The sequence below is a fragment of the Sporofaciens sp. SGI.106 genome (assembly GCF_050314255.1).
In the GTDB taxonomy this organism is placed as follows: domain Bacteria; phylum Bacillota; class Clostridia; order Lachnospirales; family Lachnospiraceae; genus Claveliimonas.
Genome location: NZ_JBNPMZ010000027.1, coordinates 1 through 15024, shown reverse-complemented (window position 1 = coordinate 15024; position 15024 = coordinate 1). Strand labels below are relative to the sequence as shown.

Genomic DNA, 15024 nt, shown 5'->3' with positions numbered 1-15024 from the left:
TGGAAAGGAGTTCTTATGGAACAGAAAAAAGAAGGGGTATCATTGGGAGTCAGGATCGCTTACGGCGGAGGTGATGCGGCAGCGAACATTGTATTTGGAATGATCTCAACGATATTAACATTATTTTATACGGACTATGCCGGAATACCGGCTGCTACGGTAGGAATTGTTATGCTGCTTGCCAGAGTATTTGATGGATTTTCTGATGTTATTATGGGCTACATCATTGAGAATACACATTCCAAATATGGTAAGGCAAGACCATGGCTGCTTTGGATGTGCGTGCCTTATGCAATATCTGCGGTGATATTGTTCGCAGTTCCAAATTCAACAGTTTTAGTAAAAGCTGTATATATGTTTGTTACATATAATCTTTGTACTACTGTCTGTTACACGGCAACAAATGTCCCGTATAGTACGCTGACCTCTATGATATCCAGGGATCAGCATGACCGGGATATGCTCAGCATTTACAGGATGGGAATTGCTCCTTTCGGGCGAATCCTGGCAGTGAGCTTTACACTGCCTTTGGTAAAGGTCTTTGGAGATACACAGTCCTCATGGATTAAGACGATGGCCATCTGGGCGACGATTGCAGTAATCCTGAATCTTTGGTGTTTTGCAAAATGTAAAGAAAACGTAGAGATAGAAGCCAGAAAGAATGTAAAAGTTCCGCTGGGGAAATCACTGAAGGCATTACTCACAAATCAGTATTTTTATGCGGGGATCTTTTTCCAGATGTTTCAGAATATTCTGTTTGCCATTACCGGAACGATGCTTCCGTATTATTGTAAATATGTATTTCATAACGATTCATGGCTTTACAGTGCAATGTATCTGGCTGAGACGGTGTTGATGATTATTATTACGATGGCATTCAGCCCGTGGCTTCTGAAGCGCTTTGGCAAGAAAAAGATGTCTCTGGGTGGAATTGTTATTGCAGTAATGGGCCAAATAATATTGCTTGCGAACCCATATAACCAGACACTTGTATTTTTGAGCTGTATTCTGCGTGGCATCGGTTTTGCACCTCTGAATTCTGTGTTTTATGGATTTGTGAATGAAGCGGTGGAATTTGGACAGTGGAAATCCCACATCCGGCAGGAAGGTCCAATATTTGCAGGCAGCAACATGGGAACAAAATTCGGAGCAGGTGCAGCATCGGCGATCATGACTTCTCTCATGGGATATGCGGGATATATCAGCACAACCGGAGGGACTATTACACAACCAGACAGCGCTATCCAAATGATTATGGGAATTTACAAATGGGGACCGTTACTTGTGTTTGCCGGATACACGGTTTTGCTGCTGCTGTATAAGCTGGAAAAAAGATATCCCGAGATTATGAAGGAACTGGAAGAACGTGAAGCAAGAGGCGAATTATAAAAAATTAAAAACAGGAGGAAAAGAAAATGAAGATTGACAAGGTAAAAGTAGGAATCGTAGGCTTGGGAATGGTTTGCTATTCACATATCGATGCATATGAAGCACACCCAAACGCAGAGGTTACGGCTGTATGCGATCTGAATGAGGCACAGGCAAAAGCAGTAGCTGAGAAATATGGAATCAAAAAATATTATACGGATTATGAAGAAATGCTGAAAGATCCGGAAATCAATACTGTAGACATTACTACTCCGACATTTATGCATTCTGTTATGGTAATTCAGGCTGCCAAAGCCGGAAAAAATATCTCCTGTGAGAAGCCATTCTGCCTGACGCTCGAGGAAGGAAAGGCAGCCTGCGAGGCAGCAAAGGAAAATGGCGTTACTTTAATGACCGGAGAATCCTATGTATTTATGAGCTCGATTATGAAAGCAAGACAACTGATTGATGCAGGAGAGATTGGAAAGCCTACGCAGATAAGAGAGCGTTTTGGAGCATGGATTGAAAAGGAAGGGGTTATGAGCAACCGCCCGGTATCTGCAAATCGTGAGTGGCGTATGGATTCTGCAAAAGCAGGCGGTAATGGTTTCCCATGGATGTTCGATCATTGCGTACATTTCTTCTCAACTGCAGAATACCTGATGAATGATTCGAAGATTAAGGAAGTATATTCTGTAAAGAGTGATCTTACATGGATGAACGAGCAGCAGAAACATGAAGTAGAGAGTGGGAAAATGCATCTGTATGGAACAAATGCGGCAGGAGATATTCCGATTATGACATGGACTTATGAAGATTCTGCGTGTCAGGGTATCTGGATGCGTGCGGAATACCTGAATGGGAAATATGATCCATATACGGGATTTTCCGTGATGGTCATCGGTGATAAAGGTATGATAGAAGTTCTTGGCGAAGGCGGAAAAGGGCTCGAATGCAAAGGAGAAGCAGCACATCTTGTACTGCATCGGAAGAACGGGGAAACAGAAAGCTTCCGTTTTGACGAGGGCGGAGACGAGATTTGGGATTCAGAGGTATCCTACTACAGCAGAGCGCACCGGAATCAGATTTTTGAGTTTGTAGATGCATTGACTGCTGGCAAGAAGTCCAGATACAGCGGTGAAGATGGGCTGCGGGCGGTTCAGACCACAATGGCGGCAATCTGCTCAGCAAAAGAGGATATACCTGTTAAAGTAAAAGATGTATCAGACGAGCGCATCAGTAGATAAGCTGCGTACGGAAGTGTTATGCATCTGAAGCCCAATGTTATTGCTTTGGAAAGGAAGGGTGAATACAGATTATGGATTTGAGAAAAGATGTGGATTATATTATACAGGAATCGATTAAGAAGGTTCTGCCCAATGAAGCAGTAATGCGGGCATTAAAAGAAAAACAATTTCTTAATGGAAACATTTATGTAATTGCTGCCGGAAAGGCGGCATGGGAGATGGCAAATGCAGCGGCAGCTGTTTTGCAGGAAAGAATTACTGCAGGAGTGGTATGTACAAAATACTGCCATGTAAAAAGAAATATTCCTAATATAACTTGTTTTGAAGGAGGACATCCCATTCCTGACAGAAATTCTTTTAAAGGTACACAGGCCGCATTGGACATGGTGTCAGATTTAAAGGAGGAGGATACTGTGTTGTTCTTACTTTCGGGCGGTGCTTCTGCGTTGTTTGAAAAGCCTTTGGTTGCAGAAGAGGAACTTGCGTATATTACGGAACAGTTACTGGCGTGCGGCGCTGATATTGTAGAGATTAATACTGTCCGTAAACGTCTTTCTGCGGTAAAGGGTGGAAAATTTGCGAAACTGTGTGAACCTGCACATGTCTACAGCATTGTTTTAAGCGATATACTGGGAGATCCGTTGGATATGATTGCGTCAGGACCGGCGTATCCGGACAGCAGCACATGTGAAGAGGCTCTTCGGATCATAGAAAAATATAAACTGAAACTGAGTAAGGAAGCCATAGAATTACTGCATATCGAAACACCGAAGGAATTAAACAATATTGAAACGGTAATTACGGGAAGTGTGAGAGAACTTTGTGAAGCGGCAAAGGCAGCCTGTGAAGAATGCGGCTATCGGGCAATACTGCTCACGGATCAGTTGGATTGCCAGGCAAAAGATGCAGGGGCTTTTTTGGGAGCAATCGCAAAAAGTCATCAGGAGTCAGAAGAAAGTTTGGCATATATTGCAGGAGGTGAGACCGTCGTTTATCTTACAGGAAACGGAAAAGGTGGAAGAAATCAGGAGCTGGCGCTTTCGGCTGCAAATGAAATAGATGGATTGAAGGATACAGCAGTATTTAGCATAGGCAGTGACGGGACAGACGGTCCCACTGACGCCGCAGGCGGCTGGTGTGACGGCGGTACAAAAAGTCTTCTTGAAAAAGCAGGTATCAATATTTATGAAGCATTAAAACAAAATGATGCGTATCATGCATTAAAAAGCGCAGGAGGCCTGATCATAACCGGTGCGACAGGAACGAATGTCAACGATATCTCAGTTCTTCTCATAAAAAGGTGATTCTGGGCAGTCAGTATTGGGGAAGGCGTAAGATATCAACAGAGAATCTGACCAAAACCGGTGCGTTTACTGTGAGTATGGCACTTGAAAATAAATTAGGACTGACAAGTTCTGCTGCCCTTACCGATGAAATAAATAGCCGTGAGGTCTATATGAAAGGTATAGACCTCAGCTATTCAAAGTGTTAAATTGACACTTTAGAATGACTTGAATTATGTCATAATAAGAACAAATTGTGCAAAATAAAGATATAAACAAGAGCTTTCAAGTATTAACTTATAAATACAAAGAGAGCTCTTGTTTTTTGCAATTGTCTGGTAATTTTGTTTATAATGAATATGTTAAACATTATGTATGATTGGAGTTGAGGATATGGAAATAATTCGGGAATATGCAGGCAACAATCCTCTTTATTTATCAGAATCCTTTCGGACAGAATTGATGGCGATACATCAGGAGGATGCTCTCTCGAAAATCATACAGGATAGTAGAAATATTTTGTTTGCAGCCATAAAAGGTATGGATGAAATCCTTTTCTGTGGTAGGCTTATCGAAATCGTTAATGATTATTTCGCTGGTCTGCTCGCTTTTTAATGGTCATGCTTTTTCGGAAGAAAAATATTAAGCTATTTGCTGAAATGGGTTTAAAATTTTCAGATTGTCTATTGCATGGAGTCGAATTTTTCCGCATGGTGATGAGCTCACTCCCAATGAGGCTGGATTAGAGTTTTATTATCAGGTTTTTGATGAATATCCTGAAAAATACAGTAGATTTCATTTCGTTCAGTTATTATGAGTCTGTTTGTGCAACAGCAGATCCAAGAATACCTGAATCCGATACAAACCATAGCAGAACCACAAAAACAGGGTTTGCTTTTGATGGCGGCATCTTCCTTTTTTCGCTCTTATGGTGTTAAACGGTAACGGGTAATATTTTTCCAGTTGGGTGGAAAACCCATTTTGTTAAGGAGTTCATAGCTGTCTATATGGACAAGTTTTTTCGAAATATGGTCAATCAGAGCAGCTAATTTTCTTTTGAAAACAAGAAAATCTTTACTCGGTATTAAATAGCGAAAGGCGATGACAACAGCAAATAAATCATTTTTTCCGTATTGATACTGGATTCCGTTCATAGGTATTGACATTTTTCTATGCAAGGGAAGATCAGAAATATTATCTATTGTCCGGTATGTAAATAACCGCTCGCCGTGGGCACATACATTTCTGAATTTGGTCAGGACAGATAAGAACTGTTCCATTTGTCGTTGGTTAATAATACCGAAATTTTTACATACTTTGGATTGCAGGGATTGTGGGAAAACCTTATACATTTTTGAAAGATTTCCGAAAGTAAGGACGTTAATCAGTACCCAAAGTGGTATGTTCCCGTAGGTATTCCGGTAATAATTAATATAAACATAATCGGTTGTTGATGCAGCTCTCTGTAAAGTCGCAATTAAGCGGCTAACAGTATTATGGTTCCGGCGGCTGTTGTTAAAATTGTTTGCATCCAGATAAGCGGATTGTGATTCCCCATATTGTTCCGAAAAATAGTAGGACATCAGTGAGCGAAGATGTCGCTCTATCTGCAGTAGATATTTGAAGAACAATTCCCGAAGCTCTGCATCGAATTCATAAAGAGAAACAATTTCATCAAAAGAAGTTCCATCTTTATATTTTTTTGTTAGGGGAATTCTGAATAAGTGCTTGTAGCCGCCCATTAAAGGAAAATAGCCGATATGCTTCAGAATATCTTCGGCATACTGCTTGTCAGAAATGATGAGATGCTTTTCATCCTGGAGCCATTCAACCTGTTCTGAAAAGGTGGAAAATTTCTTCTGTGATAACATACATTTCTCCTTATAATAAAAGAGGGAGAGACCCGCAGGTTCTCCCCCGGTCACGGGCTTCGCAAGTTTCCGCAACACGATCACTGAGCTTAATATAGCAGAAACGGCGGTAGAAGTCAATATACTGAAAAATTTTCAGTTAGTTCTATTCGTTGGAATCTGCGTTTAGCTCAATTATAGTATATGCTATAATCGAGGTTGATTATACATAATACGAGAGAAGGTAATATAAGTAGTGGAATTGTTCAGACCATTTCTTGAGAAAATCGGAGACTGGTGTATCGTGTGGAGCAAGATCTTGTAAAAGGGAAAGAGAGTGGTACACTGGACAGAAAGGAACTTACCCTATTGTATACATGAATATATCCTTTCAAAAAATGAAAATAAGTATGGTATGATATCAATACGGAAGATTTTATGGCTGCCGTGGATTTCCTTTCTGTACAGGATGATGTGGATGCGGACAAAATTGCCATTATCGGTATCTGTGGATGGGGCGGTATGGCACTGAATGCAGCTGCACTTGATACTAGAATTAAGGCAACGGTTGTTTCCACGATGTATGATATGACCAGAGTAAACGCAAATGGATACTTTGATTCTGAAAATAGTGAGGAATCCCGATATCAGAAGAAGCAGGCCCTGAATGCACTTCGTACAGAAGAATATAAAAAAGGAGAGTATTCACGAGCAGGTGGATGCTTATCACTGCCGGTTCCTGAGGATGTACCTTTTTACGTAAAGGATTACAGTGAGTATTATAAAGGGAGATGTTATCACACAAGAAGTCTTAATTCCAATGATGGCTGGAACAGTATCGGATGTCAGTCTTTCATGAATCAGCCTATCTTAAAATACAGTAACGAAATAAGAAGTGCTGTACTTATCATGCATGGGGAAAAGGCACACAGCTTTTATTTTGGAAAGGATGCTTATGATGCGATGATTCAGGATAGTAAATATTCAGCTAACAAGGAACTGTTAGTAATTCCCGGAGCGGTTCATACAGACCTTTATGATAATCTGAATGTGATTCCATTTGATAAAATGGACGTTTTTTTCAAGCAGAATATGTAACGGAAAGGAAGTAAATATGAAAAAGAAATTAGTAGCATATTTTAGTGCCAGTGGAACAACAAAAAAAGTAGCAGAGATGATTGCATCAGCAGCAGAAGCTGATTTGTATGAAATCGTGCCAAAGCAAGCGTATTCAAAGGCCGATTTGAACTGGATGGATAAAAAATCCAGAAGCAGTGTAGAGATGAGTGATAAAAAGTACAGACCGGAAATCAAAGATACAGATGCCCATATTGAGAGATATGATGAGATTATCTTAGGATTTCCAATCTGGTGGTATGTAGCGCCTACCATTATTAATACATTTTTGGAAAGCTATGATTTTTCAGACAAAAAAATCGTATTGTTTGCAACATCAGGTGGAAGTGGATTTGGAAATACGGTAAGGGAGCTTAAGCCATCTGCCGAGAGCGCAATGATAAAAGAAGGCAAAATATTCAACCGGGCTACAGAGCAGGAAATCGAGGAGTGGCTAAAACGTATTTCATAAACAACACAGCCAAATGACGCATTTGCAAAATATTTTGTAGGACAAAGTTATTTGGCTCCGGTATCTACGGATCAGGTTGGTATTTTCAATGTGACCTTTGAATCCGGATGCAGAAATAACGGGCATATCCATCATGCAAAAAGTGGTGGAGGACAAATCTTGGTATGACTATGCAATGCGCAAGATGAGAAAATGGGTGATAGGTAAGTTTTATAGTATATTGAAAATGCTTGTTTCTTGGTTTATTCTAAATATAATATAAAATATAGCCATATTCAAGGAGGTGTACGATTTGTATAATCCACAACTTGAAACATTTATTCTGGTAGCTGATTCTGGGAGTTTCAATAAGGCAGCCGAGTTATCCTATATCACCCCGACGGCAGTAATCAAGCAGATTAATCTCTTAGAACGAGATTTGGGTGTAAAGTTGTTTGTGCGTACTCATCGAGGATTGAAGCTGACGAAATCGGGCATATCCTTATATAACGATGCAAAATATATAATTCAATATTGTCGTGATTCTGTGATTCGGGCGAAAAATGCTATGCAGGAAGATGACAATGTTATCCGTATTGGAACTTCACCAATGACTCCGGCAAACATCCTGGTGGAATTGTGGCCCAAGATTCACGATTTATGTCCGGATGTCAAGTTTAAGCTGGTTCCATTTGAGAATACTCCGGAAAATGCGAGGGAGATTTTACGAAATCTGGGGCAAAATATTGATGTAGTATCAGGAATATTTGACGATACGATGTTGAACGTACGAAACTGTGCCGGCTTTGAAATATCCCGACAGCCATTATGTTGTGCGGTATCGATTCATCACCGACTTGCAGATAAGAATAAACTGACGATTCAGGATTTATATGGCGAACGTCTGATGCTTATGCATCGGGGATGGAGTCATTATGTGGATCAGCTTCGAGATGATATCTGGGCAAATCACAGAAAAATCCATGTTGTGGATTTTGATTTTTATAGTGTTGAGGTGTTTAATCGCTGCGAAAATAGCAATGATATTTTGAGGGTTGTTCAGGCTTGGGAAAATGTGCATCCTCTGCTTAAGGTGATTCCTGTGGAATGGAATCACAGTATTCCTTATGGACTGTTACACTCTCCAACTCCATCGCAAACTGTAAAGCGTTTTCTTGCGGCAATTCAAACGGTACTGCATCAATAAGTATCTATAGTTAAGTAATAACCTATAAGTATAAACTAATGAACGAATCGAGACTTCTAAGGAAGCCTCGATTTTTTTATACTGAAGAAAATAAATGATAGAAAAGATAATGAAAAGGAGGGATATCATGAAGCGGATCATTGCTTTGGGAATTTTGTCAGTCATTGTTATGATGTCGTTTTCTGCATGTGGAAATGCAAATAAAACCAATGAGCAAATTCCAGAGGGATTAGAGCATGATGGGGAGGAAGAAATGGAATATATCTACACTGCAGATACAAGAATTACTGAGGTTATCAATGATCCGGTTTTTGAGGAATATGGCAGATTAATATTCCCGGTAAATGCCGGATATTACAGCGGAAATACATTAGGTGAATTGCAGTTGACCTGGTATAGCAATATTGATCCGGACAAAACAGTGGAAATCACCAATTATATGAAAGAGCATGCCGAAGCAGGGGATACCATTTTCTATAATATCTATACAGAAGATGAAAAGAAGGCGGATCCGGATAAAGAAGATACAGGATTATTCTTCTTTAAGGGAAATCCGGGAGAGAAATTTGCGATATGCAACGCGGGCGGTGGTTTTGCTTATGTGGGAGCCATGCACGACAGTTTTCCCCATGCATTGGAATTATCGAAACAAGGATATAACGCATTTGCGTTGATTTACCGTCCTGGTGCACGGACCGCATGTGAGGATTTGTGTGCAGGGAGCATATAAGTGTATGAATCATGAAGAAATTCTTACAATCTTTCGGGAGTGCTATTAGGAAAGGAGCAAACTATTATGAAAAAACTTATAACCATATTATTAAGCGTGATGCTTGCATTAAACCTTGTCGCCTGTGGTAGCCAGAGTGATAAAAACAACGAACAGACATCTCAGTCTACAAATGAGGATACTGCACCGGAGACGGAACAGCAACCCAGTGAGGTACAAAGTGGAAAGACTCTGGTTGTATATTATTCGGCAACGGGAAACACAAAAGAAGTCGCAGGGTATATTGCAGATGCAACAGGAGCGGATACATTTGAACTGGTACCGGCAGAACCGTATACTTCTGAGGATCTGGACTGGACGAATGAGGACAGCCGGGTCTCACGGGAACATGACAATCCTGATGAGAGGGTAGTTGAACTTGTAGAGACAACGGTATCCGACTGGGAAGCTTACGACACGATCTATATCGGTTACCCTATCTGGTGGGGTATTGCAGCCTGGCCGATGGACGGATTTATTACAGCCAATGATTTTACCGGAAAGACTGTGATCCCATTTTGTACTTCTTCTTCGTCAGATTTGGGTGAAAGTGGAAAACTGTTAGAAGAAGCTGCCGGAACAGGAAACTGGCTGGAAGGTCATCGTTTTCGTTCTGGTGTTTCAGAAAAAGATGTAAAAGACTGGGTAGCGGATTGAGGATAATATCACAAGTCTTTCTGGAGGAAACCAGCAAAAAGTAATTCTTGCAAGAACCCTCAGTTCAGATCCAGATCTTATAATTTTGGATAATCCGACACAGGGCGTAGACATAGGAGCAAAGCTGGAAATATATAAGTTGATTCAAAATCTTGCGGCCGAGGGGGTGAGCTTTCTTGTGTTATCTGGTGAGGCGCAGGAGATGCTTCTTCTTTGTGACAGAATATATGTAATGTTCCACGGAGATGTGAAAGCAGAATTGAATAGAGAGGAAGCCAGCGAAGAAGTTATTATGATAGCAGCAACCGGTGGCGAAGTGAATAGAAAGGATGAATCACTATGAAAAAAGAAACTAGAAGTTTTGATTTAAAGAAAATCGTCAGTGATCATAGTGCACTTGTGTCGTTTCTGGCGCTGTTTATAGTTGCACTTGCGGTAAAAGGAACGATTTTTTTACAACTTAATAATATTATAAATATTTTAAGAAACAATTCTGTTGTTGGTATCATTGCTTTGGGAATGACATTAATTATCATTACTGGAGGAATAGACCTTTCTGTTGGATCTCAGCTTGCATTTATAGGAGTTGTTGTAATTAATGTCCTGGTTAACACACAAAGTGTTTTTTTGGCGCTCTTAACAGGTCTTGTAGTTGCTGTTGTAGTTGGATTTCTGACAGGGTATGTAACTGCAAAATTTAAGGTACCGGCGTTTATTACGACTTTGGGAACGATGAGTATTTACAGATCCATTAGTCAGTTTTGGATGAATGGTGGTGGCATTTCATCCAGCGGTAGCGCTGGCTCTTCTTATATTGCGATTTCTAACAAAAATCTTTTTGGTCTCATACCTATGCCAATCATCGTATGGTTGGTTTGCGCGATTGTTATCTATCTTTATACGACGCATACTGGAGTAGGAAGGCATGTGTATGCAGTAGGAAGTAATGAAAAGGCAGCAAAACTTGCCGGAGTTAATGTTGTAAAGGTTAAAACCATGGTTTATGTTATTGGATCTGTTTTGATCCTGATTGCGACAGTTGTTGAGACATCTAGACTGGGAAGTGTAAACTCAGCATCCAGTGGCAGTGGCTATGAGATGGATGCTATTGCAGCAGCAGTGATTGGTGGCACAAGCATGGCGGGTGGTAAGGGAACCGTCGTCGGTACAGTATTGGGTACTTTGACGTTGGGAATTATTGATAATCTTATGAATCTTCTTGGAGTGAATCCATTCTTGGTAAATGCAGTAAAAGGAACGATTATTATTGTGGCAGTATTATTGCAGATATTTTTAAATAAAAAGAGTGATTAATAGTTATGGAGGTAGAATATGAAATTAGGATTTTTTACAGCCAATTTTACAGAAAAACCATTAGAAGAAGTGATTAAGCTGATTAAACCATATGGTTATGAAGCCTTGGAGATTCCGGCTTACGAAGGAAACGGTCAGCTGGAAACGGCAGATGTTTTAAAGCCAGGAAAAGCAGATGAAATTAAGAAAATGGTGAAGAGCTATGATATGGAGATTGCTGCACTCGCTAACCATTCAGATTCTTTTTTGATTATGGGACCTACCGGAAAGGATACTGATTTTATTTATAAGGGAACTCCAGAGGAGAAGATTAAGCATGGTACGGAAAGTCTGATCCGTACTGCCCAGGCAGCAAATGCATTGGAAGTATCTACGATTGTAGGATATCCTGGTGTTGAAAATTGGGGAAGATTTTTCTTTTTCCCGTATGGACAGGGATGGTCTGAGTATGAAGAACAATTTGTAGAAAGATTCACACCTATTTTAGATAAATTTCAAGAATATGGATGCAAATTTGCCATTGAAATTCATCCTAATAGTTTTGTATATGATCTGAAGACTGCAATGAGAGCATTAGAATTGGTTGATTATCATCCGGCGTTAGGATACAACCTTGACCCTGCCAATATTCAATATTTGTTGTTGAATCCTTGTGCGGTTATTGATACTTTAAAGGATCGTATTTACCATGTGCACGCTAAGGATGCAGAGTTGGCAGAGCATAATCTTGGAACTGCAGGTACATTGCAACATGGTGATATGCATGATTTGGATAGAGCTTACAGATTCCGAATTCCGGGATGGGGTGATGTGCAGTGGAAAAAGATTATCACAGAGCTTTCTCTGGTGGGGTATGAAGGACCATTAAGCTATGAACATGAGGATGTGACTATGAGCCGTATGGATGGCGTAAAGAAGACGGCGGCATTTTTAAAGCCATTGATTATTGAAAATGTATACGAAGGAAGACAGGACAAGCTTTTTGGAGAAGGAAAATAAAAAGAAGGTTACAATATGAAGATAGGGTTTATTACTTCAATTCTAGAACATTATTCTTATGAACAAGTGTTGGATTTTGCAAATACAGAAGGACTTCAGTGTGCCGAAGTAGCATGTTGGCCCATGGGTAAGGGAGAAAGACGTTATGCCGGAACTTGTCATATTGATGTCAAGAAAGCTGTGCAAGATGGAGAATATCGAAAACATATCCTTGACTATTCAAAGGAGAAAAAAGTGGAGATTTCTGCGCTTGCTTATTATGCAAATGCGCTTGATGGGGATTTGCAAAAGAGGGAAAAAAACATTAATCATCTGAAAACAGTAATAGAAGCATCTTCCCTTTTGGGAGTGAATATGGTCACTACTTTTATCGGGAGAGATCAGAGAAAGAACAAAGAAGATAATTTTGAACTGGTAAAACAAATCTGGCCGGAAATCTTAGAGTATGCAGCTAAATTAGATGTGAAGGTTGCTATTGAAAACTGCCCCATGATTTTTGGACCAGATCAGTGGCCTGGGGGCCAGAATATTATGAGTAATCCTGCAAACTGGAGAGAAATTTTTAGAATTCTCCCTTATGAGAACCTGGGAATTAATTATGATCCTTCCCATTTTGTGTGGCAGATGATGGATTATATTCAGCCGTTATATGAATTTAAGGATAAGATATTCCATGTGCATTTCAAAGATATAAAGCTGTTTAAAGAGAAGCTAAAGGATTGTGGGACTATGGCATATCCACTAGATTATATGTGCCCTAAGATCCCGGGACTTGGTGATGTGGACTGGGGAAGATATGTTTCGGCACTTACAGATATTGGATTTGATGGATGTGCATGCATAGAAGTGGAGGATCGATCTTTTGAAAATACACAGGATCGTGTGTTGGATTCAATTCGGTTAAGTAAAAAATATTTGGAACAGTTTGTTGTTTGATTTCTTTACAACTTTTAGAGCAAAATGATTTATAAACCCCTGAAGATCCCGGGAAATGGGTATTTTCAGGGGTTTAATATATCAAATTTTGCCACGTTCTTCCGAAAAAATAATTATTGTAATTTGCAACAAATGAGAGGTTGCCATTTACGGATATCCGCAGGTTTACAGGTTCCATTATGGAACTTTCAAAAAGGCAGATCAGTATATTATTGATGCAATGGATTTGTGGTGATTTTCTATTAGCCCCCAGGATAGCACCCAAGATAAACACCAGGATAACGAAATAGATTACACATATTTCGTATACATGCAATTTAAACGAAATGTAAATTGCTAAATTTCGCATAAATGAGTATAATAAGAACAAAGAAAGCTATATAAGAAGGTCTCGGCATGAAATATATAACTGGTAGTGAAGCTGCTTCTCAGATGGGACTTACCGTTCGCAGAGTCCAGCAGATGTGTAAAAATGGGGAAATTCAGGGGGCTATAAAGAAGGGGCGTGCCTGGATGATTCCGATAGATGAAAAAAATGATGCTCAAAACGTAAATAATTCTTCTGTGAAAAAGCAAAAACCGCTTCCAATAGGAATTTCTGATTTTAAATTGGCGGTAGACGAATACTATTATGTTGATAAAACACTCCTGATTCGAGACTTTCTGAATAATAGACCGATGGTTACTTTGTTTACCCGTCCGCGGCGCTTTGGGAAAACACTGAATATGGATATGTTACGTGTTTTCTTTGAAAAGACAGAGGAAGATAATTCTATATATTTTCAGGATAAATTAATCTGGCAGTGTGGCGAGGAATACACTGCTTATCAGGGGAAATATCCGGTTATTTTCATGACCTTTAAAGATGTGAAATGCTCTTCATGGGAAGAGACCATTCAGCATATCAGCAATCTCATTGCTATGGAGTACCAGCGTCATATGGAACTGGAGACCAGCGAAAAGCTGGGTGTATACGAGAAAGCACAGTTTTCAAAAATTGCAAAAGGGAATGCAGATAAAGTAGATGACCAGATGTCTTTGCAACTGCTGTCTTTGCTTCTGCATAAGCATTATGGAGAGAAAGCAATCATCATTATTGATGAATATGATACACCAATCCAACAGGGGCATACCTGTGGTTTCTATTCAGAAATAATAGGTTTCATGAGAAACTTCTTCTCGGGCGGCCTAAAAGATAATCCTCATTTGGCTTATGGATTTCTGACAGGAATTCTGAGAGTGGCTAAAGAAAGTATCTTCAGTGGACTTAATAATCTGAAGATTAACTCGCTATTGGACAAAGCGTATAGCCAGTATTTTGGATTTACTAAGGAAGAAGTCCAGGAAATGCTTGAGTATTATGGTGTTTCTGATAAATATGGTGAGGTTTGCGAATGGTACGATGGATATCTGTTTGGCAATACGGAGATTTTCAATCCGTGGTCAGTGATTAATTATATTGCAGACCGGTGTTTTCCAAAAGCATTCTGGCAGTCAACAGGAAGTAATGATATTGTGGGTGAGATCATCGCATCAGCGACACCGGAAATTACAGAAAATCTGCATAAACTGTTAAGTGGTCAGAATATCACCGCATATATTGATACGAGCGTGATTTATCCCGAGATTCAGAATAATCCTCACAGTATTTACAGTTTTCTTCTCGATGCCGGTTACCTGTGTGTGTCTGCAATTTATCCGCAGTATGACGGGAACTATATGTGTGATGTGAGAATTCCAAATAAGGAAATTGCCTATGTATATGAAAAAGAAGTGCTGAATAAGACAAATCAAAACAGCATTCCAATCTCATTGTAATATTTTGAC

14 protein-coding genes and 4 pseudogenes are annotated in these 15024 nt (G+C 39.8%); 17 read left to right on the top strand and 1 reads right to left on the bottom strand.

Features of this window, described 5'->3' with window-relative positions; all coding sequences use genetic code 11:
• The first annotated feature begins 15 nt into the window (after positions 1 to 15).
• The 5 genes and pseudogenes from ACQRCC_RS14270 to ACQRCC_RS14250 all read left to right on the top strand — a co-directional run.
• Positions 16 to 1389, top strand: coding sequence for an MFS transporter (locus ACQRCC_RS14270; RefSeq protein WP_427851428.1), 1374 nt, complete (start codon positions 16 to 18; stop codon positions 1387 to 1389).
• 26 nt (positions 1390 to 1415) lie between these two features.
• A complete protein-coding gene (locus ACQRCC_RS14265) occupies positions 1416 to 2615 on the top strand; it encodes a Gfo/Idh/MocA family protein (protein ID WP_427851427.1) in 1200 nt (399 codons plus the stop codon).
• 71 nt (positions 2616 to 2686) lie between these two features.
• On the top strand, positions 2687 to 3919 hold the full coding sequence (locus ACQRCC_RS14260) for a glycerate kinase type-2 family protein (protein WP_427851426.1): 1233 nt from the start codon (positions 2687 to 2689) through the stop codon (positions 3917 to 3919).
• 372 nt (positions 3920 to 4291) lie between these two features.
• Complete coding sequence (locus ACQRCC_RS14255) at positions 4292 to 4513, top strand: hypothetical protein (RefSeq protein WP_427851425.1); 222 nt, start codon at positions 4292 to 4294, stop codon at positions 4511 to 4513.
• A 17-nt stretch (positions 4514 to 4530) separates the two neighbouring features.
• Positions 4531 to 4670 (top strand): annotated as a pseudogene (locus ACQRCC_RS14250) (family 1 glycosylhydrolase); the annotation flags it as partial.
• A gap of 154 nt (positions 4671 to 4824) precedes the next feature.
• Here the strand turns inward: ACQRCC_RS14250 and ACQRCC_RS14245 are convergent.
• A complete protein-coding gene (locus ACQRCC_RS14245; protein ID WP_427851424.1) occupies positions 4825 to 5769 on the bottom strand; it encodes an Abi family protein in 945 nt (314 codons plus the stop codon).
• A gap of 396 nt (positions 5770 to 6165) precedes the next feature.
• On the opposite strand from ACQRCC_RS14245, the pseudogene ACQRCC_RS14240 reads away from it, so the two are divergent.
• From ACQRCC_RS14240 to ACQRCC_RS14185, 12 genes and pseudogenes are all read left to right on the top strand, one after another.
• Positions 6166 to 6846 (top strand): annotated as a pseudogene (locus ACQRCC_RS14240) (alpha/beta hydrolase); the annotation flags it as partial.
• 16 nt (positions 6847 to 6862) lie between these two features.
• Positions 6863 to 7336: a flavodoxin gene (locus ACQRCC_RS14235; protein ID WP_427851423.1), complete on the top strand. Its 474-nt coding sequence runs from the start codon at positions 6863 to 6865 to the stop codon at positions 7334 to 7336.
• A gap of 9 nt (positions 7337 to 7345) precedes the next feature.
• Positions 7346 to 7501 (top strand): annotated as a pseudogene (locus tag ACQRCC_RS14230) (carboxymuconolactone decarboxylase family protein); the annotation flags it as partial.
• Between the two features lie 127 nt (positions 7502 to 7628).
• Positions 7629 to 8522 (top strand): LysR family transcriptional regulator, encoded by an 894-nt coding sequence (locus ACQRCC_RS14225; RefSeq protein ID WP_427851422.1) that lies wholly within the window; start codon positions 7629 to 7631, stop codon positions 8520 to 8522.
• A gap of 127 nt (positions 8523 to 8649) precedes the next feature.
• Positions 8650 to 9252, top strand: coding sequence for a hypothetical protein (locus ACQRCC_RS14220; protein WP_427851421.1), 603 nt, complete (start codon positions 8650 to 8652; stop codon positions 9250 to 9252).
• Between the two features lie 66 nt (positions 9253 to 9318).
• On the top strand, positions 9319 to 9948 hold the full coding sequence (locus ACQRCC_RS14215) for a flavodoxin (protein ID WP_427851420.1): 630 nt from the start codon (positions 9319 to 9321) through the stop codon (positions 9946 to 9948).
• A pseudogene (locus ACQRCC_RS14210) lies at positions 9944 to 10000 on the top strand (hypothetical protein); the annotation flags it as partial. The gene ACQRCC_RS14215 and the pseudogene ACQRCC_RS14210, both read left to right, overlap by 5 nt.
• Before the next feature lie 33 nt (positions 10001 to 10033).
• Positions 10034 to 10291, top strand: coding sequence for a hypothetical protein (locus ACQRCC_RS14205; RefSeq protein WP_427851419.1), 258 nt, complete (start codon positions 10034 to 10036; stop codon positions 10289 to 10291).
• On the top strand, positions 10288 to 11262 hold the full coding sequence (locus tag ACQRCC_RS14200) for an ABC transporter permease (protein WP_427851418.1): 975 nt from the start codon (positions 10288 to 10290) through the stop codon (positions 11260 to 11262). The genes ACQRCC_RS14205 and ACQRCC_RS14200 overlap by 4 nt, the downstream gene beginning before the upstream one ends.
• A gap of 18 nt (positions 11263 to 11280) precedes the next feature.
• Positions 11281 to 12261 carry a sugar phosphate isomerase/epimerase family protein gene (locus ACQRCC_RS14195; RefSeq protein WP_427851417.1) on the top strand — a complete coding sequence of 327 codons (981 nt, stop codon included), beginning with the start codon at positions 11281 to 11283 and terminating at the stop codon, positions 12259 to 12261.
• A gap of 15 nt (positions 12262 to 12276) precedes the next feature.
• Positions 12277 to 13197, top strand: coding sequence for a sugar phosphate isomerase/epimerase family protein (locus tag ACQRCC_RS14190; protein WP_427851416.1), 921 nt, complete (start codon positions 12277 to 12279; stop codon positions 13195 to 13197).
• 396 nt (positions 13198 to 13593) lie between these two features.
• The gene (locus ACQRCC_RS14185) at positions 13594 to 15015 is read left to right on the top strand and encodes an AAA family ATPase (RefSeq protein WP_427851415.1); all 1422 of its coding nucleotides are present in this window, start codon (positions 13594 to 13596) and stop codon (positions 15013 to 15015) included.
• The last annotated feature ends 9 nt before the right edge of the window (positions 15016 to 15024 follow it).

What these genes read in the sequence shown, in the direction of transcription:
- ACQRCC_RS14270 (WP_427851428.1), top strand. Translation starts at nt 16, where the DNA reads ATGGAACAGAAAAAAGAAGGGGTATCATTGGGAGTCAGGATCGCTTAC.
- ACQRCC_RS14265 (WP_427851427.1), top strand. Translation starts at nt 1,416, where the DNA reads ATGAAGATTGACAAGGTAAAAGTAGGAATCGTAGGCTTGGGAATGGTT.
- ACQRCC_RS14260 (WP_427851426.1), top strand. Translation starts at nt 2,687, where the DNA reads ATGGATTTGAGAAAAGATGTGGATTATATTATACAGGAATCGATTAAG.
- ACQRCC_RS14255 (WP_427851425.1), top strand. Translation starts at nt 4,292, where the DNA reads ATGGAAATAATTCGGGAATATGCAGGCAACAATCCTCTTTATTTATCA.
- ACQRCC_RS14245 (WP_427851424.1), bottom strand. Translation starts at nt 5,769, where the DNA reads ATGTTATCACAGAAGAAATTTTCCACCTTTTCAGAACAGGTTGAATGG.
- ACQRCC_RS14235 (WP_427851423.1), top strand. Translation starts at nt 6,863, where the DNA reads ATGAAAAAGAAATTAGTAGCATATTTTAGTGCCAGTGGAACAACAAAA.
- ACQRCC_RS14220 (WP_427851421.1), top strand. Translation starts at nt 8,650, where the DNA reads ATGAAGCGGATCATTGCTTTGGGAATTTTGTCAGTCATTGTTATGATG.
- ACQRCC_RS14215 (WP_427851420.1), top strand. Translation starts at nt 9,319, where the DNA reads ATGAAAAAACTTATAACCATATTATTAAGCGTGATGCTTGCATTAAAC.
- ACQRCC_RS14200 (WP_427851418.1), top strand. Translation starts at nt 10,288, where the DNA reads ATGAAAAAAGAAACTAGAAGTTTTGATTTAAAGAAAATCGTCAGTGAT.
- ACQRCC_RS14195 (WP_427851417.1), top strand. Translation starts at nt 11,281, where the DNA reads ATGAAATTAGGATTTTTTACAGCCAATTTTACAGAAAAACCATTAGAA.
- ACQRCC_RS14190 (WP_427851416.1), top strand. Translation starts at nt 12,277, where the DNA reads ATGAAGATAGGGTTTATTACTTCAATTCTAGAACATTATTCTTATGAA.
- ACQRCC_RS14185 (WP_427851415.1), top strand. Translation starts at nt 13,594, where the DNA reads ATGAAATATATAACTGGTAGTGAAGCTGCTTCTCAGATGGGACTTACC.